The organism is Plantactinospora sp. BB1, from assembly GCF_003030385.1.
Classification (GTDB): Bacteria; Actinomycetota; Actinomycetes; order Mycobacteriales; family Micromonosporaceae; genus Plantactinospora.
This window is the reverse complement of sequence record NZ_CP028159.1, coordinates 7,649,439-7,673,095: the sequence shown is the minus strand read 5'-3', so window position 1 is coordinate 7,673,095 and position 23,657 is coordinate 7,649,439. Positions and strand designations below refer to the sequence as shown.

21 protein-coding genes are annotated in these 23,657 nt (G+C 71.9%); 14 read left to right on the top strand and 7 right to left on the bottom strand.

Going from position 1 to position 23,657, the window contains the following annotated elements; translation table 11 throughout:
• Positions 1-44: 44 nt before the first annotated feature.
• Genes C6W10_RS33645 through C6W10_RS39805 form a run of 4 tightly spaced genes read right to left on the bottom strand, consistent with a single transcriptional unit; the run spans position 45 to position 6,718 of the window.
• Positions 45-1,721, bottom strand: coding sequence for a glucose-6-phosphate isomerase (locus tag C6W10_RS33645; RefSeq protein WP_234358977.1), 1,677 nt, complete (start codon positions 1,719-1,721; stop codon positions 45-47).
• A complete protein-coding gene (tal, locus tag C6W10_RS33640; protein ID WP_107263062.1) occupies positions 1,718-2,908 on the bottom strand; it encodes a transaldolase in 1,191 nt (396 codons plus the stop codon). The genes C6W10_RS33645 and tal overlap by 4 nt, the downstream gene beginning before the upstream one ends.
• A 15-nt stretch (positions 2,909-2,923) precedes the next feature.
• Positions 2,924-5,062, bottom strand: a complete 2,139-nt coding sequence (gene tkt, locus C6W10_RS33635; protein WP_107263061.1) for a transketolase — start codon at positions 5,060-5,062, stop codon at positions 2,924-2,926.
• A gap of 48 nt (positions 5,063-5,110) precedes the next feature.
• A complete protein-coding gene (locus tag C6W10_RS39805; RefSeq protein ID WP_107263060.1) occupies positions 5,111-6,718 on the bottom strand; it encodes an RNA-guided endonuclease TnpB family protein in 1,608 nt (535 codons plus the stop codon).
• Between the two features lie 71 nt (positions 6,719-6,789).
• Here C6W10_RS39805 and C6W10_RS33625 point away from each other — a divergent pair, with 71 nt between their 5' ends.
• From C6W10_RS33625 to C6W10_RS33615, 3 genes are all read left to right on the top strand, one after another.
• Positions 6,790-7,737 (top strand): heme o synthase, encoded by a 948-nt coding sequence (locus tag C6W10_RS33625; RefSeq protein WP_107263059.1) that lies wholly within the window; start codon positions 6,790-6,792, stop codon positions 7,735-7,737.
• A 194-nt stretch (positions 7,738-7,931) separates the two neighbouring features.
• The gene (locus C6W10_RS33620) at positions 7,932-8,267 is read left to right on the top strand and encodes a hypothetical protein (protein WP_107263058.1); all 336 of its coding nucleotides are present in this window, start codon (positions 7,932-7,934) and stop codon (positions 8,265-8,267) included.
• A 5-nt stretch (positions 8,268-8,272) separates the two neighbouring features.
• On the top strand, positions 8,273-9,187 hold the full coding sequence (locus C6W10_RS33615) for a RimK family alpha-L-glutamate ligase (protein ID WP_107263057.1): 915 nt from the start codon (positions 8,273-8,275) through the stop codon (positions 9,185-9,187).
• Positions 9,188-9,282: 95 nt separating this feature from the next.
• Here C6W10_RS33615 and C6W10_RS33610 read toward each other — a convergent pair whose 3' ends face one another.
• Entirely contained in the window at positions 9,283-10,236 is a 954-nt protein-coding gene (locus C6W10_RS33610) for a heme A synthase (protein WP_107263056.1), read from the bottom strand.
• A 185-nt stretch (positions 10,237-10,421) separates the two neighbouring features.
• Here C6W10_RS33610 and C6W10_RS33605 point away from each other — a divergent pair, with 185 nt between their 5' ends.
• The 9 genes from C6W10_RS33605 (at position 10,422) to C6W10_RS33565 (ending at position 17,709) form a co-directional block, all read left to right on the top strand.
• A complete protein-coding gene (locus C6W10_RS33605) occupies positions 10,422-11,123 on the top strand; it encodes a metalloregulator ArsR/SmtB family transcription factor (RefSeq protein WP_107264497.1) in 702 nt (233 codons plus the stop codon).
• Positions 11,120-12,550 (top strand): Fe-S cluster assembly protein SufB, encoded by a 1,431-nt coding sequence (sufB, locus tag C6W10_RS33600; protein ID WP_107263055.1) that lies wholly within the window; start codon positions 11,120-11,122, stop codon positions 12,548-12,550. The genes C6W10_RS33605 and sufB overlap by 4 nt, the downstream gene beginning before the upstream one ends.
• Positions 12,551-12,606: 56 nt before the next feature.
• Positions 12,607-13,782: a Fe-S cluster assembly protein SufD gene (sufD, locus tag C6W10_RS33595; RefSeq protein ID WP_107263054.1), complete on the top strand. Its 1,176-nt coding sequence runs from the start codon at positions 12,607-12,609 to the stop codon at positions 13,780-13,782.
• Positions 13,782-14,111, top strand: coding sequence for a non-heme iron oxygenase ferredoxin subunit (locus tag C6W10_RS33590; RefSeq protein ID WP_101366999.1), 330 nt, complete (start codon positions 13,782-13,784; stop codon positions 14,109-14,111). Before sufD ends, C6W10_RS33590 begins: the two co-directional genes overlap by 1 nt.
• Positions 14,108-14,881, top strand: coding sequence for a Fe-S cluster assembly ATPase SufC (sufC, locus tag C6W10_RS33585; RefSeq protein WP_107263053.1), 774 nt, complete (start codon positions 14,108-14,110; stop codon positions 14,879-14,881). The genes C6W10_RS33590 and sufC overlap by 4 nt, the downstream gene beginning before the upstream one ends.
• A gap of 19 nt (positions 14,882-14,900) precedes the next feature.
• Positions 14,901-16,208 (top strand): cysteine desulfurase, encoded by a 1,308-nt coding sequence (locus C6W10_RS33580; protein ID WP_107263052.1) that lies wholly within the window; start codon positions 14,901-14,903, stop codon positions 16,206-16,208.
• The gene (sufU, locus tag C6W10_RS33575; protein WP_107263051.1) at positions 16,208-16,699 is read left to right on the top strand and encodes a Fe-S cluster assembly sulfur transfer protein SufU; all 492 of its coding nucleotides are present in this window, start codon (positions 16,208-16,210) and stop codon (positions 16,697-16,699) included. The genes C6W10_RS33580 and sufU overlap by 1 nt, the downstream gene beginning before the upstream one ends.
• Positions 16,696-17,073, top strand: a complete 378-nt coding sequence (locus tag C6W10_RS33570) for a metal-sulfur cluster assembly factor (protein ID WP_234358978.1) — start codon at positions 16,696-16,698, stop codon at positions 17,071-17,073. Before sufU ends, C6W10_RS33570 begins: the two co-directional genes overlap by 4 nt.
• Before the next feature lie 99 nt (positions 17,074-17,172).
• Entirely contained in the window at positions 17,173-17,709 is a 537-nt protein-coding gene (locus C6W10_RS33565) for an alpha/beta hydrolase (RefSeq protein WP_107263050.1), read from the top strand.
• A gap of 1 nt (position 17,710) precedes the next feature.
• Here the strand turns inward: C6W10_RS33565 and C6W10_RS33560 are convergent, their stop codons facing one another.
• Positions 17,711-20,956, bottom strand: a complete 3,246-nt coding sequence (locus tag C6W10_RS33560) for a penicillin acylase family protein (RefSeq protein WP_107263049.1) — start codon at positions 20,954-20,956, stop codon at positions 17,711-17,713.
• Positions 20,957-21,216: 260 nt separating this feature from the next.
• On the opposite strand from C6W10_RS33560, the gene C6W10_RS33555 reads away from it, so the two are divergent.
• Together C6W10_RS33555 and C6W10_RS33550 are read left to right on the top strand one after the other, a co-directional pair.
• Complete coding sequence (locus C6W10_RS33555) at positions 21,217-21,843, top strand: LysE family transporter (RefSeq protein WP_107264496.1); 627 nt, start codon at positions 21,217-21,219, stop codon at positions 21,841-21,843.
• Between the two features lie 87 nt (positions 21,844-21,930).
• Complete coding sequence (locus C6W10_RS33550; RefSeq protein WP_107264495.1) at positions 21,931-22,578, top strand: acVLRF1 family peptidyl-tRNA hydrolase; 648 nt, start codon at positions 21,931-21,933, stop codon at positions 22,576-22,578.
• 91 nt (positions 22,579-22,669) lie between these two features.
• Here the strand turns inward: C6W10_RS33550 and C6W10_RS33545 are convergent, their stop codons facing one another.
• Positions 22,670-23,584, bottom strand: coding sequence for a neutral zinc metallopeptidase (locus C6W10_RS33545; RefSeq protein ID WP_107263048.1), 915 nt, complete (start codon positions 23,582-23,584; stop codon positions 22,670-22,672).
• Between the last annotated feature and the right edge of the window lie 73 nt (positions 23,585-23,657).

Below are 23,657 nucleotides of genomic sequence, written 5' to 3'. Positions count from 1 at the left end.
CCCCTCCTCGCTCAGTCCGTCAGTGTCAGCATGCCGGGTTGCCGTCAACTCCGCAGACCCCGTACCGCATCGAGCAGGTGCGGAATCGCGGCGCCCCGGTCCGTCAGGTGCAGCCGGAGCACCGGCCGGCCCCGCTGGGCGAGGGCCTCGCGGTCGCCCGCGGCCTGCGCGGCCTGCAACTGCCCGAAGGAGTACGGCTTGCCGGGCACCGGCAGGTCCTCGGCCACGTCACCGGTGATCTGGAGGTACGACCCGAGCTGCGGACCGCCCTTGTGGTATTGCCCGGTCGAGTGCAGGAACCGGGGTCCCCAGCCGAAGGTGACCGGCCGCCCGGAGGCGGCGGCGAGCCCGGGGCGCACCTGTGCGGTCTTGGCGTCGGCGAACCGGTCGAGGTAGGCCATCACGGCCAGGTAGCCGTCGTCGCCGAGCCCGTCCAGCAGCAGCCGCAGCGCCCCGGCCAGGTCACCGGGGAGCGGGTCGGTCCGCTGCGGCTCGCCCGGGAACCAGTACCCCTCGATCCCGCCGTCGACGAAGGTCGGCGTCTCGACCGGCAGCCCGGTGCCGAGCAGCCGGTTGGTGTTCTCCTTGGACTCGGTCACGTTCGGCTGGTTGAACGGGTCGATTCCGAGCACCACCCCGGCGACGGCGGTGGCGTACTCCCAGGCCAGGAACTGCGCGCCCAGCGGGCCGTTCACCGCCAGGTCGGCCCGGATCCCGCCGCCCGGCACCGCACCGGCGGCGAGCCCGCCGCCGTAGGTGACGGTGAGCACGTCCGGCCCGGTCGCACCCGGGCTGCCCGGGTCCTCGACCACCACCGGCAGGATGCCGACGCCGTTCTTGCCGGTGGACTCGGCGATCAACTGCTCGGCCCAGTCACCGAGGCCGTCGATGCCGGTGCCGTCCGAGATCAGCGCGACCTTGTCCCGGCCGGTGGTGGCGGCGGCGCCGAGCGCGGCGCCGATCGCCAGTCCGGGGTTGTCCTGCGGCCCGCCGAGCGCCCCGGCCAACTCCTCGGCCTGGTCGAGCAGCTCGGAGACCTCGACCCCGGCCAGCGCCGAGGGGACCAGCCCGAACGCGGTCAGCGCCGAGTAGCGCCCCCCGACGTCCGGGTCGGCGAGCACCACGAAGGCGCCCATCTCCTCGGCGGTCTTGGCCAGCGGCGAGTCGGGGTCGGTGACCACCACGAAGCGCCGGCCGGCCTCCGCCTCGGTCAGCCCGGAGTCGAGGAACGCCTGCCAGTACGCCCGGCGGTGGCTGTCGGTCTCCACCGTCGAGCCGGACTTGCTGGCCACCACCACGACGGTCCGGTCCAGCCGGTCGGCGATCGCGGCGCGTACCTGCCCGGGGTCGGTGGTGTCGAGCACGGTCAGCGACTTGCCGAGGGTACGGGTGATCACCTCGGGGGCCAGCGACGAGCCGCCCATACCGGCCAGCACCACGTGGTCGAGGTCGGCCAGTTCGGCCCTCAGCTCGGCGAGCTGGGGCAGCAGTTCCCGGCTGCGCCGGAAGGTGTCCACCCAGCCGAGCCGGACCGCCGCCTCGGCCTGGGCGTCCGGCCCCCACAGCGTCGGGTCCTTGGCGACCAGCCGGGCCGGTACGTCCTCGGCGAGCAGCGCGGCCCGGGCCGAGGCCGGCGCGGCGGCGTCGACCGCCTCCGCGCCGTAGACGGCGAGTCCAGCCGCCCCCTCGCAGCCGCCGTCCAGCAGGTCCTGGCTGGTCACGCGTTGCCTCCCGCCCGGGCGGCGGCCTCGGCGTTCTCCCCGGCGGCCTGGTTCGGCTCCCCGGCGCCCTGCGCGGCGGCCTCCAGCGACTTGCGTACCCCGTCGAGCAGCTCCAGCCAGCTCGTCTCGAACTTCTCCACGCCCTCCCGCTCCAGGGTGGCGATCACGTCGTCGAAGTCGACCCCGGCCGCGGCCAGCCCGGTGAGCACCTCCCGGGCCTGGGCGTAGGAGCCGGTGACGGTGTCCGGGCGGGTCTCGCCGTGCTCGGCGAAGGCGTCGATCACCGGCTCCGGCATGGTGTTGACGGTGCCGGGGGCGATCAGCTCCTCGACGTAGATCACGTCCCGGTACTCGGGGTTCTTCGTCGAGGTGGAGGCCCAGAGCGGGCGCTGCGGGTGGGCACCGGCGTCGGCCAGCGCCTGCCAGCGGTCCGAGGAGAAGACCTCGGCGTACCGCTCGTACGCGAGCTGCGCGTTGGCGACCGCCGCCTTGCCCTTCAGGGCGGCCAGGTCCGGCCGGCCGGCGCCGCCACCGAGCTTGTCCAGCCGCTTGTCGACCTCGGTGTCGACCCGGGAGACGAAGAACGACGCCACCGAGGCGATCCTGCTGAGGTCGTGCCCGTTCGCCTTGGCCTGCTCCAGCCCGGCCAGGAACGCCTCCATCACCTGCGAGTAGCGCTCCAACCCGAAGATCAGCGTGACGTTCACGCTGATCCCGGCGGCCAGGGTCGCGGTGATGGCCGGCAGCCCGGCCTCGGTCGCCGGGATCTTGATGAAGAGGTTCGGCCGGTCGATCAGCCACCACAGGGCCTTCGCCTCGGCCACCGTCGGCTCGGTCCGGTACGCCAGCCGAGGGTCCACCTCGATCGAGACCCGACCGTCCACCCCGGCACTGCTGTCGTACGCCGGGCGCATCACGTCGCAGGCCCACCGCACGTCGTACGTGGTCAGCGCGCGTACCGCCTCCTCGACGCTGACCCCGCGCATCGCCAGGTCCCGCAGTTGCCAGTTGTACTCGTCCGCGTCGCTGAGCGCCTTGGCGAAGATGGTCGGGTTGGTGGTCACCCCGACCAGGTGCTTCTCCCGGCGCAGCTGGTCCAGGTTGCCGGAACTCAGCCGTACCCTCGAAAGATCGTCGAGCCAGACCGCCACTCCCGCGGCGGTGAGCTCACCCAACCGGTCAGTCATGTCTGCAACGCTCCCTCAGTTGCCGGTGGTGTCACCGGTGATCTGGCCCACCCGGGTCAGCGACGCGTGCGCGGCCGCGACGATCCGGTCGGGGGTGAATCCGAACTGTTCGAAGAGCACGCTGTGCGGTGCGCTGGCGCCGTAGTGCTCCAGGCTGACCGCCTCACCGCTGTCGCCGATCAGGTCCCGCCACGACATCGCGATGCCGGCCTCGACGCTGACCCGGGCCCGGACGGAGCGGGGCAGCACCGCGTCCTGGTAGGCCGAGTCCTGCTCCCGGAACCACTCCTGGCAGGGCATCGAGACCACCCGGGTGGGGGTGCCCTCGGCCTCCAGCCGCTCCCGGGCGGTCAGGCAGAGCTGCACCTCGGAGCCGGTGCCGATCAGGATCACCTGCGGCTGCGCGTTCGACGCCTCGGCCAGCACGTAGCCGCCCTTGACGGTCTGGTCGGCGCCGGCCAGTTCGCTGCGGTCCAGCGTCGGCAGCGCCTGCCGGCTCAGCGCCAGCGCGGACGGCCGGTCGGTGTGCTCCAGCGCGTGTCGCCAGGCCCAGGCGGTCTCGTTGGCGTCGGCCGGCCGGATCACGTCCAGGCCGGGGATGGCCCGCAGCGCGGTCAGGTGCTCGACCGGCTGGTGGGTGGGGCCGTCCTCGCCGAGACCGATCGAGTCGTGCGTCCAGACGTAGACGACGGGCAGCTTCATCAGCGCGGCGAGCCGGACCGCCGGGCGCATGTAGTCGCTGAAGACCAGGAAGGTGCCGCCGTAGGGGCGGGTGCCGCCGTGCAGCGCGATGCCGTTCAGGATGGCGCCCATGGCGTGCTCACGGATGCCGAAGTGCAGGGTGCGGCCGTACTCGTTGCCCGGGAACGCCTTGGTGGCGTAGTCGCTGGGGATGAAGGACGGCTCGCCCTCCATGGTGGTGTTGTTGCTCTCGGCCAGGTCGGCCGAGCCGCCCCACAGCTCCGGCAGGACCGGGGCCAGGGCGTTCAGGACCTTGCCGGAGGCGGCCCGGGTGGCGATCCCCTTGGCGTCCGCCGGGAACTCCGGCAGCGCGTCGGCCCAGCCGACCGGCAGGGTACGGGTGGCCAGCCGGTCGTGCAGCGCCTTGCCCTCCGGGTTGGCGTCGGCCCACGCCTGGTACGCGGTCTCCCACTCGGCGTGCGCGCTCCGGCCCCGCTCCAGCACCTGGCGGGCGTGCGTCAGCACCTCCTCGTCGACCTCGAAGTGCTGGGCCGGGTCGAAGCCGAGCAGCTTCTTGGTCTCGGCCACCTCGTCGGCACCGAGCGCCGAGCCGTGGATCTTGCCGGTGTTCTGCTTGGTCGGCGCCGGCCAGCCGATGATGGTGCGCAGCGCGACGAACGACGGCCGGCCGGTCTCCGCCTTGGCGGCCAGCAGCGCGGCGTAGAGCGCCTCGACGTCCTCGTGGTAGTGGCCCTGGTCCGCGTCCCCGCTGCGCCAGTCGACCGTCTGCACGTGCCAGCCGTACGCCTCGTAGCGGGCGGCCACGTCCTCGCTCTTGGCGATCCGGGTGTCGTCCTCGATCGAGATCTCGTTGTCGTCGTAGATCAGGATCAGGTTGCCCAGTCGCTGGTGCCCGGCGAGCGCACTCGCCTCGTGGCTGATCCCCTCCTCGATGTCGCCGTCCGAGGCGATGCACCAGATGTGGTGGTCGAAGGGGGAGGTGCCGGGAGCCGCGTCCGGGTCCAGCAGGCCACGCTCGCGGCGGGCGGCCATCGCCATCCCGACCGCGTTGCCGAGCCCCTGGCCGAGCGGGCCGGTGGTGGTCTCGACGCCCCGGGTGTGGCCGTGCTCGGGGTGGCCCGGGGTGAGCGAGCCCCACTGCCGCAGCGCCTTGAGGTCGGTCAGGCCGAGGCCGTAGCCGCTCAGGTAGAGCTGGATGTAGAGGGTGAGACTGCTGTGCCCCGCCGACAGCACGAACCGGTCCCGCCCGGTCCAGTCGGGGTGGGACGGGTCGTGCCGCATGACCCGGTTGAACAGCAGGTAGGCGGCCGGTGCCAGGCTCATCGCCGTACCCGGATGCCCGTTGCCGGACTTCTCCACGGCGTCCATGGCCAGCACGCGGACGGTGTCGACGGCACGCTGGTCGAGATCGGACCAGCTCAGCGAGGTTTGCTCGGGTCGATTGTCAGCCACGATCGTGTGTGCTCCTCGGCGTGATGGGCGGAACCCTCACTGATGACCCTAGTGCGGTGTCCATAAACGTTCACCGGATCCCCCGGTGGTGTTGTGTGGATCCTCGCCTTTGTCGAGCGAGCGACTCCCCGCCGGCTGGCAGGGCGGGCCACCGCTGGCCAACCGACCCGCGCCGCCGCAGCGGCGCGGATCACGCCGGGACCGGCCCGCACCCGGTAGGTGCCGGCCGACTCGACGGTGCGTTACCGCCCCGCCCGGTACGGCGGGTCTTGGGGCGGTTGGTCCGCCGCCCGGTGTCCGGGTGGCGATGATGGCCGCCGCGATCAGGTCACGATGGCCCAGGTGTCGACAGTGTGCGCAGGCGAAGACCCGTCCTCGGGGCTTCGACACCCGACGGAGGCAGGACGGACAGGTCGATGACGACCCTCGCTCATCCACCAACTGCATCTTAATTCCGGCTGCCGCTGCCTTGTCAGCCAAAATCCGGATGAGACGACCGAGCTGCCACTGCCGTAGCCGTAGGTTGTGCCGGCGCCCGGCATCGATTCTCAGGACGCCCCGCGGATCACCGACCCGCAGAGTGCTGACTCGCTGCTCAACGGCCCAGCCGACCACAGCTTTCGCGGCCTCGTGCTGGGCCTGTCGGATTCGGCGGCGATGTCGTCCTTCCACCCGGCGGGCTCGCCGCCGGTAGCGTCGCCATCGGCGAGAACCCTGCTCACCGCGGCCCGGTGCCCGCCGGGCAACCGCCCGACTGCGTCGTTTGGTGTCGGTCAGGTGTTGGCGGTGCTCGGCGCGGAGCGCCCGCCCGGAGACCAGCAGTGCCTGTCCGTCCGGGCCGCTCACCGCGTACGGATGTATCACACCCAGGTCCACCCCAGCTATCCGATCGGGGTCGACGGCCGTGCCTGGCTCGGACGCGGCCACCGGTAGCTCGGCGGTGACATCCAGGAAGATTCGGCCGGCATCGTAGATCAGGGTGATCGAGCGAATCTGCCCGGCGGGGTAGGGCGGATCGCGGGCCAGCCGCAACCACAACGGTGGGGCGCCCTGGGCCGTCGGGATCCGTACCCGCCGACCGTGGAGGGTGAAGGTGCCGTGATACCAACGCAGCGGCACCAGCAGTCGTCGACGGCGCGGAAACCGGCCGCGATCGTCACCTCCGGCCCGGCGCTTCGCCGCTGCGAACCAGGCGTCGGAGAACCGGCGCAACACGGACCGGGCACCCGTCGTGTCCAGGTCCGCGAATGTTCCTGAACCGGCCCTGGTCAACTCTCGACACAACTCCTGGTAGCCCGCCAAGGGAGCGGCACCTCGGGCCTGTCGCCAATTGTTGATCTCCAGGATGCACGCCCAGACGTCGCCCGCCGAGCGCAACAGACCGAAACACCGCCGCCGCTGTGCGGGCGTGAGGCGCAGGCCGACCCGGGCGGTGCGATGCACCACGGCAGGTGCGGTCGGATCTCGGCGACGAGGCACGAGGAGAGCCAACCGGACCCGTACGACAATCCGGCAGCGGTGGCGTGGCCGTCTGCGGATCCCGACCTCGACCACCGGTCGAGCGGTTCGCCGCGAGTGTGATCGTTCGCACCGAAGAAGGGTCGCCCGGGCAGCGGAAACGACGACGCGTAGGCTGTCGGTCGGCGTGCTGACCATCGGTCGCCCGCCACCCGCGCTGCCCGCGCAGCCAATCACTCGTCGTGCCCGACGCCGGAAGGTGGCAATCCGTGAGCATGATCACCGAGCGCCCCGTGACCGGCGGTGCCCCGGCAGCGGGGACGCCGGACGAGGTGACCCGGCGACGCGACGTCGCCGCCCTGATCCGGGCGTACGTCGCGCTGACCAAGCCACGGATCGTCGAGCTGCTGCTGATTTCCACGGTGCCGACGATGATGCTGGCCGACGGCGGGATCCCGTCGCTCTGGCTGGTCACGGTGGTGCTGGTCGGCGGGTCGCTGGCGGCGGGTGCGGCCAACGCGTTGAACTGCTACATCGACCGCGACATCGACCAGGTGATGAAGCGGACCAAGCGGCGGCCACTGCCGACGCACACCGTGGCGCCCCGCAACGCGCTGGTCTTCGGGCTGGTGCTGGCGGTGGTCTCGGTGACCCTGATGGCGGTCTTCACCAACTGGTTGGCCACCGCGCTGACGCTGGCCGCCATCGCCTACTACGACCTCGTCTACACCCTGTGGTTGAAGCGGACGACCTGGCAGAACACCTTCTGGGGCGGCATCTGCGGCTCCGCTCCGGTGCTGATCGGCTGGGCGGCGGTGACCGGCTCGCTGGCGCCGCAGGCCTGGGGCCTCTTCGCGGTGGTGTTCTTCTGGCAGCTGCCGCACTTCTACGCCCTGGCCATCAAGTTCAAGGACGACTACGCCCGGGCCGGCATCCCGATGCTGCCGGTGGTCGCCTCGATCCGCCGGGTCACCACCGAGATCGTGGTCTACACCTGGTTGACCGTGGCGGCGTCGGTGCTGGTCTGGCCGCTGGGCATGGGCCCGGTCTACGGGGTCACGGTGCTGGCGGCCGGCGGGATGTTCATCGTCGAGGCGCACCGGCTGAGCCAGCGGGCCGCCCGGGGTGGTCCGGTCAAGCCGATGCGGCTCTTCCACTGGTCGATCACGTACCTGACGATCGTCTTCGCGGCGGTCGCGGTCGACGCGCTGCTCTGACGTTTTCGGGGGCTTCGTGCCCGTTCGTCCTGTTTGCCGGGCTTGAACGTGAATGATGGTTTTGAATAGTCGCGTATAGCCCGAAAAATCGCCCCGAGTTGGTGCGTCGTTACCGTAAACGTCACCGTAATCGGGATCACAAATTATCGGTAGCTGCCCCTCGTGGCGGTCGAAGTCTGCTTAGGCTTCGCGTTATGGCAGATGGTTCCGATACGACGCCGACGGGCGAGCAGACCGTCGCGGGGCAGACCCACAACGGTCTGGTCGCCGGCATCCAGTCGTTTGCCGCCGGCCACGGCGGCGCGAAGGCGGTCATCGAGTACGTCGGCAAGCGGGGCGCGCGCATTGTCCTGGTGGGGGAGGACGGCGTGTGGGCTGACCAGTTCGCGGACAGCACCGACGTCGCGCGACTGGCCTGCGCCAAGGCGGGGGTCGCCGTGGAGAACGAATGGGAGCGGGAACTGATGGACCAGATGCGTCCGAGCAACGATCTTTGGCGGTCGATGGCTCGACGTACCATGGCTCGTTGATAATTTTGTCCGATAACAACCGTGCGACCCGGGGCGAGCCCCGGGTCGCTCTTATTACCTGTGCGGAACTTCCCGGCCTCGACCCCGACGACCGGCTGCTGCTGGACCCGCTCGCCGAACGCGGGATCCGGGTCGAGGCGGCGGTCTGGGACGACCCGGAGGTGGACTGGGCCGGCTACGCGCTGGCGGTGCTCCGTTCGCCCTGGGACTATCCGCCCCGGCGCGCCGAGTTCGTCGCCTGGGCCGAGACCGTGCCCCGGCTGGCCAACCCGGCCGACCTGGTGCGGTGGAACACCGACAAGCGCTACCTGCGGGAGTTCGCCGAGGCGGGGCTGCCGACCGTGCCGACCAGCTGGCTGGCCCCGGACACCACCTGGGCGCTGCCGGCGGTGCCCGGCGAGTACGTCCTCAAGCCCGTCGTCGGCGCCGGCAGCCTGGACACCGGCCGCTACGACCTCGCCGACGCGGAACACCGGGAGCTGGCCGTCGCACACGTCAAGCGGCTACAGGCGGCCGGCCGGTGGGTGATGGTGCAGCCGTACCTGGCCGCCGTGGACACCGCCGGGGAGACGGCGCTGCTCTTCGTCGCCGGCCCGGACGGGCTCCGGTTCAGCCACGCGATCCGCAAGGGGCCGATGCTGGTCGGCCCGGACTACGGCGTCGAGGGGCTGTTCCGGCCGGAGGAGATCACCCCGCGTACCCCGGCCGAGGCGGAACTCGCCCTCGCCGAGCGGGTACTGGCGGCGCTGCCCGGCGGTCCGGGCCGGCCGCTCTACGCCCGGGTGGACCTGATTCCGGGCCCGGACGGCGCGCCGGTGCTGGTCGAGGTGGAACTCACCGAGCCGTCGCTCTTCCTGGCCCACGCTCCCGGCGCGGCCGACCGGATCGCCGACGCGATCGCCGCCCGGCTGGCGGCCTGAACCGCCCGGCTGGGCTGAAACTGCCCGGCTGGGCTTACACTGCCCGGCTGGGCTGAGCCGCCCGGCACGGCCCGGTCGGCGCGGCCCGGTCGGGGTCAGCGGGCCGCCGCGTCGGCGAGTTCGGGCCGGGTCCGGTCCGCCGGGGCGGCCGGGGCGGTGCGTTCCCGGGTCGACCAGAGCACCGCGAGGGCGGCGAGCCAGACCAGGCAGGAGCCGAGCATGTGCGCGCCGACCAACGCCACCGGCAGCCCGGTGAAATATTGCACGAAGCCGATCAGGCCCTGGCCGAGTTCGGCGAGCACCAGCAGGCCGGCCGCCCGGACCGCCTGGACCGGTGCGCCGACCGCGCGGAAGGCGAACCAGATCGCGATCGAGAGCCCCAGCAGCAGGAAGACCGTGTCGGCGTGCACCTGGGAGATGGTCTCCGGGTCCAGGTTGTTGCGGGCCGCCCCCGAGTCGCCGGAGTGCGGGCCGCTGCCGGTCACCCAGGTGCCGACCACGAGTACGGCGGCGGCCACCCCGGCGGTGAGCCAGGCGAGCGCGCGCAGCGGTGCCGGTACGGTCGGCCGGGGCGGTCCGTCCGGTTCGAGGGTCCGGCGCCAGAACGCGTACGCGGCCGCGATCACCGCCATCGAGGCGAGGAAGTGCAGCCCGACCACCCACGGGTTCAGGTTGGTGAGCACGGTGATCCCGCCGATGACCGCCTGGGCCGGGATGCCGAACGCGGCACCGACGCTGAGCCAGCGGAGCCCTCGGCGGGCCGGGCGCTGCCGCCAGGCGGCGACCACTCCGGCGATGACCACGGCGGCGAGCGCGAAGGTGAGCAGCCGATTGCCGAACTCGATCACCCCGTGCACGCCCATCTCGGCGGTCGCCACGTACGAGTCGTCGGTGCAGCGGGGCCAGGTGGGGCAGCCGAGCCCGGATTTGGTCAGCCGGACCGCGCCCCCGGTCCCGACGATCAGCACGTTCCCCACCACGGAGGCGAGGGCCAGTCGCGATAGGGTGGGTTTGCCAGAAAATTCGCCGAATCGGCTCACGCCGGCCATGGTACGTGCAAATGTGATCATGCTGGACGGCACGTCCGCCGTCCGGTGGTCTGGATCACCGGACCCCGGGTTTGCGGACCTAGGACGAAATACGTAACGTTGGCGTAGTGAAAAACCTGGCGGCGTACTCGGAGCAGGAACGGGTGACCGATCCGGTCGCCGGTTCCGCCGTGTCCGCCGTCGAGATGGCCGGACCCGACGGCGTGGCCGGACCCGACGGGCGTCCCACCCGGGACCGGGTGACCCAGTTGCTGCTGGAGCACGGCGCGGCCACCGCCGCGCAGCTCGGCGCGGAGCTGGGGCTCAGCCCGGCGGCGATCCGCCGGCACCTGGACGCGATGCTCGCCGACGGTGACGTGGTCGCCCGTGACCAGGTCGTCCGCGGCCAGCGCGGTCGTGGTCGACCCGCCCGGATCTTCCGGCTCACCGACTCCGGCCGGCGCCGCTGCGGCACCCACACCTACGACGGGATGGCCACCGCCGCGCTGCGGTGGATCTCCCGGCACGGTGGACCGGACGCGGTCGACGCCTTCGCCGCCGAGCAGGTCGCGGCGCTGGAGGCCCGCTGCCGGGCCGCCATGGAGGGCGCCGGGGACGACCCGCTGGCCAGGGCCGAGGCACTCGCCGGGGCGCTGACCGCCGAGGGATACGCTGCCAACGCGTCCACGATCGCGTCCGGCGGACAGCTGTGCCAGCACCACTGTCCGGTGGCCCACGTGGCCGCGGAGTTTCCCCAGCTGTGCGAGGCCGAGACGGCGGTCATCTCCCGCCTGGTCGGCACCCACGTGCAGCGGCTCGCCACCATCGCCCACGGTGACGGGGTCTGCACCACGCACATCCCGACCCAGCCCAAACCTTCCGTCAGCAGTGTGAGGACAGATAGATGACCGAGCAGATCGTCCAGCCCATGACGCAGGAGGAGCAGCTCGCCGCCCTGGGGCGTTACGAGTACGGCTGGGCCGACTCCGACGTCGCCGGTGCCGCTGCCCAGCGTGGCCTGAACGAGGCGGTGGTGCGGGACATCTCCGCCAAGAAGAACGAGCCCGCCTGGATGCTCGACCTGCGGCTGAAGGGGTTGCGGCTGTTCGGCCGCAAGCCGATGCCGAACTGGGGTGCCGACCTCGGCGGGATCGACTTCGACAACATCAAGTACTTCGTCCGGTCCACCGAGAAGCAGGCCGCGAGCTGGGAGGACCTGCCCGAGGACATCAAGAACACCTACGACAAGCTGGGCATCCCGGAGGCCGAGAAGCAGCGGCTGGTCGCCGGTGTCGCCGCGCAGTACGAGTCCGAGGTGGTCTACCACAAGATCCGCGAGGACCTTGAGGAGCAGGGCGTCGTCTTCCTGGACACCGACACCGCGCTCAAGGAGCACGAGGACATCTTCAAGGAGTACTTCGGCACGGTGATCCCGGTCGGCGACAACAAGTTCGCCGCGCTGAACACCTCGGTCTGGTCCGGCGGCTCCTTCATCTACGTGCCGAAGGGCGTGCACGTGGAGATCCCGCTCCAGGCGTACTTCCGGATCAACACCGAGAACATGGGCCAGTTCGAGCGGACCCTGATCATCGTCGACGAGGGCGCGTACGTGCACTACGTCGAGGGCTGCACCGCGCCGATCTACTCCTCAGACTCGCTGCACAGCGCGGTCGTGGAGATCGTCGTCAAGAAGAACGCGCGCTGCCGCTACACCACGATCCAGAACTGGTCGAACAACGTCTACAACCTGGTCACCAAGCGGGCGGTCTGCCACGAGGGCGCGACCATGGAGTGGATCGACGGCAACATCGGCTCCAAGGTGACGATGAAGTACCCGGCGGTCTTCATGACCGGCGAGCACGCCAAGGGCGAGGTGCTCTCGGTGGCGATGGCCGGCGAGGGCCAGCACCAGGACGCCGGCGCCAAGATGGTGCACGCCGCCCCGCACACCTCCAGCACGATCGTCTCCAAGTCGATCGCCCGGGCCGGTGGGCGGACCTCCTACCGCGGCCTGGTCCAGGTGCTGGAGGGCTCGCACCACAGCAAGAGCACCGTCAAGTGCGACGCGCTGCTGGTCGACACCATCTCCCGGTCGGACACCTACCCGTACGTCGACATCCGCGAGGACGACGTGGCGATGGGGCACGAGGCGACCGTCTCCAAGGTCAGCGAGGACCAGCTCTTCTACCTGATGAGCCGGGGCCTGACCGAGGACGAGGCGATGGCGATGATCGTGCGCGGCTTCATCGAGCCGATCGCCAAGGAACTCCCGATGGAGTACGCCCTGGAGCTCAACCGGCTGATCGAGCTGCAGATGGAGGGTGCGGTCGGCTGACGCCGCCCGCCCGTCGATCCGCCTTGCGACCTCGTCGAGACAAGACCAAGGAAGAGATGACTACCGAAGCATTCGCGCCCGAAGCACCCGGAGCGCAGGCGGCCCAGATCGCGCAGACCAAGGCGCAGACGCTCCGCTCGTACGACGTCCGCGACTTCCCGGCCCTGACCGGCCTGGAGGAGGAGTGGCGGTTCACCCCGCTCAAGCGGCTGCGCGGCCTGGCCGACGACACGTTCACCCCGGTCGACGGCCGGCTGCGCTACGAGGTCGCCGCGCTGCCGGACGGGGTCACGTTCGGCGGGGTGCACGAGGGTGACGCCCGGATCGGCAGCGTGCTCACCCCGTTCGACCGGATCAGCGCGCTGGCGCACGGCCGGGCCGGCGAGGCGGTGGTCGTGGCGGTGGCCCCGGAGACCCGGCCGGCCGAGCCGGTGACCGTCCGGCTGGTCGGGCAGGGCGCCGACGGCGCCTCCTTCGGGCACACCTTCCTCGACATCGGCCGGTTCGCCGAGGTCACGCTGGTGCTGGAGCAGACCGGTTCGGTGACCCTGGCCGACAACGTCGAGGTCGCGGTCGACGAGGGCGCGAAGCTGACCCTGGTCACCGTCGCCGACTGGGCGTCCGACGCGGTGCAGGCCCAGCACCTGCGGGTCCGGCTCGGCCGGGACGCGAAGGTGACGCACATCCAGGTGAGCCTGGGCGGGGACCTGGTCCGGCAGTACACCAGCGTGGAATACACCGGCCGGGGCGGCGAGGCCGAGCTCTACGGCCTCTACTTCGCCGACGCCGGGCAGCACCTGGAGCACCGGCAGATGGTCGACCACAGCGTGCCGGACTGCCGCAGCTACGTCGGCTACCGGGGCGCGTTGCAGGGCGAGAGCGCGCACACCGTCTGGGTCGGCGACGTGCTGATCCGGGCCGCCGCCACCGGCACCGACACGTACGAGATCAACCGGAACCTGGTGCTGACCGACGGCGCCCGCGCCGACTCGGTGCCCAACCTGGAGATCGAGACCGGCGAGGTGGCCGGTGCCGGGCACGCCAGCGCGACCGGGCGCTTCGACGACGAGCAGCTCTTCTACCTGATGGCCCGGGGCATCCCCGAGGGCGAGGCCCGCAAGCTGGTCGTCCGGGGCTTCTTCGCCGAACTGCTCAACAAGATCCCGGCCGAGGAGCTGCGCGACCGGCTGGGGGAGCAGATCGAACTCAGACTCGTGAAGGCGGCGGTCTGATGATTCGGATCTGTTCGACCGAGGACGTGCCGAAGGGCAGCGTCGTCTCCGCCGACGTGGACGGCACCGAGGTCGCCGTCGTGCACGCCGAGGACGGCAACTTCTACGCCATCCGGGACGAGTGCTCGCACGCCGCCGTCGCGCTCTCCGAGGGCGAGGTCGACGGCTGCACCCTGGAGTGCTGGCTGCACGGCTCCCGCTTCGACCTGCGTACCGGTGAACCGACCGGGCTCCCCGCGACCGAACCCGTACCCGTCTACCCCGTCGAGATCCGCGACGGTGACATCTACCTGAGTCTCACGCCGAGCAATGGAGTTACCGCACCATGAGCGTTCTGGAGATCCGTGACCTGCAGGTGTCGGTCCGGCTGCCCGAGGGCGAGCTGAAGCCGATCCTGGCCGGGGTCGACCTCACCGTGCGGGCGGGGGAGACCCACGCCATCATGGGCCCGAACGGGTCCGGCAAGTCGACCCTGGCGTACTCGATCGCCGGGCACCCGAAGTACGAGATCACCGGCGGCGAGGTGCTGCTGGACGGTCAGGACGTGCTCTCGATGGCCGTCGACGAGCGGGCCCGCGCCGGCCTCTTCCTGGCCATGCAGTACCCGGTCGAGGTGCCCGGGGTGTCGGTGGCGAACTTCCTCCGCACCGCCAAGACGGCGATCGACGGTGAGGCGCCGAAGCTGCGCACCTGGGCCGGCGAGCTGCGCGGCGCGATGGAGCGGCTCCAGATGGACCCGGCGTTCGCCCAGCGCAACGTGAACGAGGGCTTCTCCGGCGGCGAGAAGAAGCGGCACGAGATCGTCCAGCTCGAGCTGCTCAAGCCGAAGGTGGCGATCCTCGACGAGACCGACTCCGGCCTCGACATCGACGCCCTGCGGGTGGTCAGCGAGGGGGTCAACCGGGTCCGCGAGACCGGCGAGACCGGGCTGCTGCTGATCACCCACTACACCCGGATCCTCCGCTACATCAAGCCGGACTTCGTGCACGTCTTCGTGGCGGGCCGGATCGTCGAGCAGGGCGGTCCGGAGCTGGCCGAGAAGCTCGAGGCCGAGGGCTACGAGCGGTACGTCGCCGGCGCGGGCTCGGCCCGGGCCTGAGCCGAAGGGCACCGTCGAGATGACCACGATCGCGATCCCACCGGGGATGCCACAGTACGACGACGTGCCGCGCTACGACGTCGAGGCGGTACGCGCCGACTTCCCGATCCTGGGGCGCGAGGTCAACGGCCATCCGATGGTCTACCTCGACAGCGCGAACACCTCGCAGAAGCCCCGGCAGGTGCTGGACGCGCTGCGGGAGCACTACGAGCGGCACAACGGCAACGTCTCCCGCTCGGTGCACACCGTCGGAACCGAGGCGACCGAGGCGTACGAGGCGGCCCGGGCGAAGGTCGCGGCCTTCATCAACGCGCCGAGCCCCGACGAGGTGGTCTTCACCAAGAACTCCACCGAGGCGATCAACCTGGTCGCGTACGCCTTCTCCAACGCCTCGCTCGGCGGCCCGGCCGGTGACCCGCGGTTCCGGCTCGGCCCCGGCGACGAGATCGTGATCTCCGAGATGGAGCACCACTCGAACATCGTGCCGTGGCAGCTCCTCTGCGAGCGGACCGGCGCCACGCTGCGCTGGTTCCCGGTCACCGACGGCGGCCGGCTCGACGAGTCCGGGCTGGCGGAGCTGGTCAACGAGCGGACCAGGCTGGTCTCGATCGTGCACATGTCCAACATCCTCGGCACGGTCAACGCCACCGCCCGGATCACCGAGCGGGTCCGGCAGGTCGGCGCGCTGCTGCTGCTCGACTGCTCGCAGTCGGTGCCGCACCTGCCGGTCGACGTGGTCGACCTGGACGTCGACTTCATCGCCTTCACCGGGCACAAGATGTGCGCGCCGAGCGGGATCGGGGTGCTCTGGGGCCGGGGCGAGCTGCTGGCCGCGATGCCGCCGGTCTTCGGCGGCGGTTCGATGATCGAGACGGTCAGCATGGCCGGCTCGACGTACGCGTCGCCGCCGGCCCGGTTCGAGGCGGGTACCCCGCCGATCGCCGAGGCGGTGGCGCTGGGCGCGGCGGTGGACTACCTGACCGGGATCGGCATGAAGGCGATCCAGTGGCACGAGAAGGAGCTGACCGCGTACGCGCTGGACGCCCTGGCGACCGTCCCCGGGCTGCGGATCTTCGGCCCGACGGTGCCGGTCGGCCGGGGCGGGACGATCTCGTTCGCGCTGGACGGCATCCACCCGCACGACGTGGGTCAGGTGCTCGACGCCCAGGGCGTCGAGGTGCGGGTCGGCCATCACTGTGCGCGACCGGTCTGCGTCCGGTTCGGCGTACCGGCGACGACCCGCGCCTCGTTCTACCTGTACACCACGACCAGCGAGGTCGACGCCCTGGTGCGCGGGCTGGAACAGGTACGGAAGGTGTTCGGGTGATGCAGGTCGACCAGCTCTACCAGGAGATCATCCTGGATCACTACAAGCATCCGCACGGGCGCGGGCTGCGCGAGCCGTACGCCGCCGAGGCGCACCACGTCAACCCCACCTGCGGGGACGAGGTGACCGTACGGGTCGCCCTGGCCGACGACACGCTCAGCGACGTCTCGTACGACGGCCTCGGCTGCTCGATCAGCCAGGCGTCGGCGAGCGTGCTGCACGAGCTGCTCACCGGCCGGCGGGCCGGGGACGCGTTCGCGGTGCACGCCGCCTTCGTGGAGCTGATGTCGGGACGCGGTCAGGTGACCCCGGACGAGGAACTGCTCGGCGACGCGGTGGCGTTCGCCGGGGTGGCCCGCTATCCGGCGCGGGTGAAGTGCGCGCTGCTGCCCTGGATGGCGTTCAAGGACGCCGCGGCCCGGGCCGGGGTGGACGTCGAGGCAGCCGACAACCAGGACAGTAACGAGCGGAGCGAGGTGAAGACGGCATGACTGACCAGGACATGAAGGCCGCGTCGGCCGAGCCGACGGGGTCGACCGGCAGGGCCGCGGTCGCCGACATCGAAGAGGCGATGAAGGACGTCGTCGACCCCGAGCTGGGCATCAACGTGGTCGACCTCGGCCTGGTCTACGGGGTGCACGTCGACGACGAGAACGTCGCGACCCTGGACATGACGCTCACCTCGGCGGCCTGCCCGCTGACCGACGTGATCGAGGACCAGGCCCGGCAGGCGCTGACCACCGGCCCCGGTGGCGGGCTCGTCGACGACATCCGGATCAACTGGGTCTGGCTGCCGCCGTGGGGCCCCGACAAGATCACCGACGAGGGCCGGGACCAGCTCCGCGCCCTCGGCTTCAACGTCTGAGCCGATCCGGCGGACCTCGACGGCCCGTGGTCGCCCCGCGACCACGGGCCGTCGGCTTTTCCGGTGGGCTTTTCCGGGGTACGGCGGGAGGATGATCAGGTGACAGCGAAAGCGATCATCTTTCACGGTACGGGCGGGCACCCCGAGGTCGTCTGGTACCCGTGGTTGGGCCGGCGACTGGCCGACCGGGGGTACGCGGTGGAGATCCCGCACTATCCGGACCTGAACGTGGAGCCGATCGACACCTTCCTGCCGAAGGTGCTGGCCAGCCACGAGTTCGACGAGCAGACCGTGCTGGTCGGGCACTCGGGCGGCGCGGCGCTGCTGCTGGCGCTCCTGGAACACCTCGACACCACGGTCTCCCAGGCGATCCTGGTCGCCGGCTACTCGACCCGGCCGAACACCGACGAGGAGCCGGTGCTGCAACCGGCCTACGACTGGGCGGCGATCAGGGCGAGTGTCCGGGACATCTACTTCGTCAACTCCCGACGTGACCCGTACGGCTGCGACGAACGGCAGGGACGCGCCATGTTCGAGCGGCTCGGCGGCACGCAGATCGTCCGCGACGACGGCCACTTCGGCGACGCCGACCAGCCGTACGAGTCCTTCGAGCTGCTCGACAGGCTGATCCCCTGACTCAGTGCCGGTACGCCTGGAACTCCCAGAGCGAGAAGCCGTAGTCGGTGCCCCGGGTGAGGCCCCGCATCCGCAGGTAGCGGGTCGAGGTCGCGGGGAAGGCGACGTTGTCGGTGCCGCCGTCGCCGGCCGTGGTCGACCAGACCGGGCGCCAGGTGCTGCCGTCGGTGGAGACCTCGATCCGGTACGACCTCGCGTACGCCGCCTCCCAGTGCAGCACCACCCGGCCGACGGTGCGGGTCGAGCCGAGGTCGACGGTGATCGACTGGTTGTCCGACCAGGAGCTGGCCCAGCGGGTACCCGGATCGCCGTCCACCGCCCGGGCGGCGCCGTGTCCGAGCTGGTTGCTGGAGGCGGAGACCGGCCGCCCGGCGGCGAGGTTGCTCAGGTCGTCGCCGCGCCCGGCCGGGAACGACACCACCTGCTGGTACGTCGGCCGGTTCTGCCAGGCGATGTTGTCGTGCCTGATCCCGCCCAGCGGGGACTGCACGATGGCGTCGGCGCACCACTGGTCCCCGGCGGCGCAGTGCTCGTCGCCGGGATAGACCTCGGTGGCCGGCTGGGCGGCGGCGGTGCGCAGGGTGTCCAGCAGGACCTGCCGGCAGGCAGCCAGGCTCCCGTCGCCGCAGTACGTCCGGCCGAGCCCGCCGGGGACCGGTTCGCCGAGTACCGCCCGCAGGTCGGCGTCGACGTAACCCCACCAGCCGTACTGGAACGACGAGCCCTTGTGCCCCTGGGCGTCGGCGGCCGAACCGGGCAGGTCCGAGGTGTCCCCCTGCTGGTGCCCGGAGGGTGACTCGTTGATCTGCATCGCGTTGACCAGCGCCTGGTAGAGGTCGCCGCCGAGCGGCCCGGCGAACTGGCCCCGGACCAGCAGCGGCCACCAGGCGTCGAAGACCCGGATCGCCTCGGCGTGCTGGTACGTCTCCGAGCCGGCCGAGGTCTCCACCCGGAGCGCACCGGCCTGCCGCCACGCCTTGAGCCGGCCGATCGTCGCGGCCAGCCCGGCGTCGGTGACCGGTTGGCTCTCCAGCACCCGGACCAGCTCGTCGAGCACCTCGATCCCGCGCAGGTCGGTCAGGCCGGCCCGCTGCACCAGCGCGGTCAGCGAGGCCCGGTCGAACTTCTGGCCGGCCTCGATCGCCGCCCGGATCGGCCTGTCCAGCAGGTCGCCCCGGTGCACCGGGCCGAAGCTGAAGTTGCCGTCCGAGGCGCCGTAGTCGGCGGCCTGCTTGTTGTTCCAGCTGATGTAGTAGTCCTGGTCGACCGAGTTCGGGTGTGCCGACGCCGGGTGGTAGGTCGCGGTGTTGGTCGCCGGGTCGAAGCCCTGCCACTCGTACCCCGGCTCGGCCCGCATCGGCAGGTTCGGGTTGCTGCCGGCGGCCCGGACCGGGTTCAGCCCCGAGTTGGCGTACGCGGCCTGGCGGGAGTTGACGTAGAACCAGTTGAAGGCGTACCCGATCTCGGCGGCGGCGCTCATGAACTGCGCGGCGGAGCCCATCGCGGCGGGGTCGTTGAACATCTGGAAGCCGATCGCCGAGTCGGCCTCGTGCCGGTACGTCGAGCGGAGCTGGGTGAACGCGTGCGGCGCCCCGCCGACGGTGGCCCGCCAGGCCACCAGCCCCAGCCTGGTCCGCCGGGCGACCATCGTGTACGAGCCGGCCGCCGTGCCGTCCGCCACGGTCGGCTGCCAGGAGTTGACGTGGGAGATCTCCTCCATCGCCAGGCACTGGCCCCGGTAGCGGTAGAAGTTGCTGGCCAGCGTCGGGGTGCTGCCGTCGGTGGTGCACAACGGCACCGCGTAGGTGTCGGTGATGTCCTGGGTGGCCGAGGTGGCGCTCCAGGCGTAGTCCTGGCCCCGGCCGAGCAGCACGTAGAGGTTGACCCCGGCGAACGCGGCGCCCCGGGCGCTGATCCCCGGCCCCTGCAACTCCTGCATCATCAGCAGTTGCGGGGCGAAGTAGCCGGTCTGCGGCCCGAAGACGGCGATCGGGTGGCCGGTGGCGGAGTGCGCGGCGGAGACCACGGCGGCGTTCGACATCCCCCGGGGGGTGACGGTCAGCCCCGACAGCGCGGCGGCCAGTTCGGACGGTCCGCCGCCGGCCTGCCGGGCCGAGCCGGTGGGGTTGGCGGTGACCGCCTCGGGCCGGGCCGATCCCGGGTCGGGCAGTACCACGCTGGGCGCGTCCGGGTCGGCGGCGCCGTACGGGAAGCTCTGCCCGTCGTGCAGGGTCAGTACCGTCTCCGGGTTGTTCTGCATCCGGAACGCGCTCCACACCCGGTCACCCTCGACCGGGCCGTACTTCGCCCGGGCGGCGATCCGGACCAGCGCGGACTGCATCTCGTGCCCGCCACCGCCGCCGAAGAGCCCGCCGACCACCCCGGAGATCGCGATCAGGTCGGTCAGCTGGAACGGCTCCGGCCCGCCCGCGTTGGTGATCGCGTCCAGGTGGCCGGTGAGGACGTACTCGCCGGGGCAGTTGCGGTTCGCCATGCAGTGCCGGATGTAGGCGTTGATCCCGGCGATGTACTCCTGCACGTCGGTGTAGAGCTGCTCGCCCCGGGGACCGCGCTGGCGCAGCGCGGCGACCTGGGCCGCGAGATCCGCCTCGGTGTACGGCGAGTTCCGCCAGACGCTCTGTTCGAGGGCCCGGTTGCCCGGTGCGCCGCCGGCGAACGGGGTGAGGGTGCCCCGGCCGACGTGCCGGAGCAGGTCCATCGTGAAGAGCCGGTCCTCCGCGCCGACGTAACCGGCGCCGAACATGGTGCCGCCCCGGGTGGTGCCGGTGACGTGCGGGACGCCGGTCGCCCGGTCCCGCAGCACGGTGACGTCGGCGCGGGGCGAGTAGCTGCGTTCGACCTGCCCGGGCGGTACCCCGAAGGAGGCGTCGTTGAAGAACGCCCCGAGCTGGTCCTCGCGCAGCCCGGCGTACCCGTAGACCAGGCTGGCGTACCGGTCGAGCTGGTCGCCGGCGTGCCGGGGGAGTACCCCGAGGGTCTGGTTGGCCAGCACCTCGACCAGGGTGGCGTTGCCGTTCTGGCCCGGCGGCAGGATGTCGGCGCACTGGCCCAGGCAGTGGTCGCCGGCCGCGAAGGCGGTGGTGGCCGGCGCGGCCGGCGGCGCGGTCTCCGGGCCGGTGGGTCCGGAGGGTGCCGCGGCCGGTGCCGGGGCGGCGGTCAACGCGAGCACGGCGGCGCTGAGCACCGCGATCCCGGCGGCGGCGCGGCGGCGGGGACGGTGGGCCATCGGGGATCCTTCCGACGGTACGAGCGAATGTGAGCAACATTCGGCTACCGGATGGTAACGAGTTCGCGGGCCCGATAGATAGTCCTGGATCGGCCCGCCCGAGCCGACGGATAATCCGTCGCGGGTGGCTGGCTGGCCGGCCAGAATCGTCGCGTGATCGCGCCCACCTCGTGCACCTCCGCTCTCGCCGCCGCGCCCGAACCGGCCACCCGACGACAGCGGAAGTGCCACCGGTCGGCGTCGAGCGCCCCGGCACCGTGATGGCCGACGCGCTCCTCGCCGGCCTGCTCGCCGGATACGGCGTCGCCATCCCGGTCGGCGCGATCGCCATCCTCGTGATCGGACTGACCGCGCGTACCTCGATCCGGGTCGGCGCCGCCGCCGCGCTCGGGGTCGCCACCGCCGACGGGCTCTACGCGGTCGTCGCCGTGCTCGGCGGCGCCGCGCTGGCCGGCCTGATCGAGCCGATCGCCGAACCGCTGCGCTGGGTCGCGGTCGGGGTACTCCTGCTGCTGGCCGGTACCGGAGCCTGGGGCGCCCTGCGGCACCGGGCCGACCCGGGCCGGGCCGCCAGAACCGACCGCAGCCTCGGTACCCCGCTGCGGGCGTACGGCGGGCTGCTGGCGCTGACCCTGCTGAACCCGATGACGATCCTCTACTTCACCGCCCTGGTGCTCGGCCGGCGGGCCGGTACCGACTGGTCGGCCGGGGCGGAGGCGATCTTCGTGCTCGCCGCGTTCGCCGCCTCGGCGAGCTGGCAGCTGCTGGTCGCCTCCGGCGGGTCGCTGGTCGGCCGGGCGCTCTCCGGCCCCCGGGGGCGGCTGGGCACCGCCCTGGTCTCCAGCGCACTGATCGCCGCGCTCGCCATCCAACTGCTGCTGAACTGACCCGGCCGCGGTGGCGGGTGCCGACCCGCCGAGCGGGTACCGGACCCGGCGGCCGGGTGGTGGTGGCCGACGTCGTACCGTTCGGTGGTGAACAGCCGACCCGCTGCCGGCGGCGGCCGGTGGGTGGACGTGGCCCCGGCCCGGCTCGCCCGCTGGCTCGACGGCTTCGCCGAGCGGCACGGCGGGCCCCCCGAGGTCGCCGCCGGGCCGGACGGGCCCCGGTTGACCGCCCCGGACGGCACCCTCGCGGTGCTGCACCCGCCGCCGGGCGTGCCCGGCACGGACGACCTGCCCGCCTTCCTGGCCGCCGTCGCGGCGCCCCGGCGACTGGGGCTGCTGCTGGCCCGCAAGGGAGCGGTGGCGGTCGGCGTCGCCGACGGCGACCGCCTCGTCGTCTCCAAGGTGGACAGCCGGTACGTGCAGGGCCGCACCGCCGCCGGTGGCTGGTCACAGCAGCGGTTCGCCCGGCGCCGCGACAACCAGGCGAAGGCCGCCGCCGCCGACGGGGCGGACCTGGCGGTCCGGCTGCTGCTGCCCGAGGCCGGCCGGCTCGCCGCGGTGGTGACCGGCGGCGACCGGCGGGCGGTGGAGACCATCCTGGCGGACCGGCGGCTCGCCCCGGTGGCGGCGCTGCGGGCCGAGCGCCTGCTCGACGTGCCCGAGCCCCGGCACACCGTACTCGTCGACGCGATCTCCGCCGCCCGAGCGGTACGCGTGCTGCTCCGCGACCCGTAGCCGGGCGGGCAGGTCGGCGTGCTGCTCCGCGACCCGTAACCGGGCGGGCCGGGCAGCGTGCCGCTCCGCGACCCGGCGCCGGGCTAGTCGGTCAGCGGGTGGTGCCGAAGGTGTCGCAGGAGGTCGGGTCGCCGCTGGAGTAGCCGGTGCCGAACCACTTCTGCCGGTCGGCCGAGCTGCCGTGGGTGAACTGCGACTCGTCGATCCGGCCGCCGGACTTCCGCTGGATCGCGTCGTCTCCGATCGCCGCCGCCGTGTCCAGACCCTCCTGGATGTCCCGCTCGGTGAGACTGGTGAAGATCTTCACCCCTCGCTCGTCGGCGGTGCCGGTGGCGTTGCGGGCCCACGCGCCGGCGTAGCAGTCCGCCTGGAGTTCCAGCAGCACCGAGAGGCGGTTCGCCTCGCCGGGGTCGGCCTGCCGCTGGTCGCGTACCCGTTGCTCGGTGCCGAGCAGGTCCTGCACGTGGTGGCCGTACTCGTGCGCCAGCACGTACGGCTGGGCGAACTCGCCGGGGGCGCCGAGCTGCTCGGCGAGTACCCGGTAGAAGCTCAGGTCGATGTAGACCAGGTCGTCGAGCGGGCAGTAGAACGGCCCGACCCCGGAGTCGGCCCGGCCGCAGCCACTGCTCACCGCCTGCTCGAAGAAGACCGTGTCGGACGGCTGGTACGGCCGGTCGAAGTGCTCCGGCATCGCCCGCTGCCAGTACGCCTGGATGGAGTTGACGAAGAGGGTGTTGCGGCAGTCGAGCTGGCGCAGCGCGTCGGCGGCGTCGCAGCGCTGCTCCAGTGCGGTGTTGTCGCCCTGTTCCTCGCCGCCCCCGCCGGTGAGCTGGCTGACGCCGAAGCCGCCGCCGACCAGGGTGACCAGCACGGCGATGACCAGGCCGACCAGGCCGCCCCGGCCGCCGCCGATCGGGATGGGTATCCCGGCGAGCCCGCCGCCGCCGGACCCGCGTCGATCGTCCACCTGACTGGTATCGATCCGTGCGTTCTCGTTGAGTTCCATCACGTACCCCGATCGCCCTGATCGCCGATGCCTCGCCCGATGTCACCTGCCGGGCCGACTGTCGCCTGCGCCG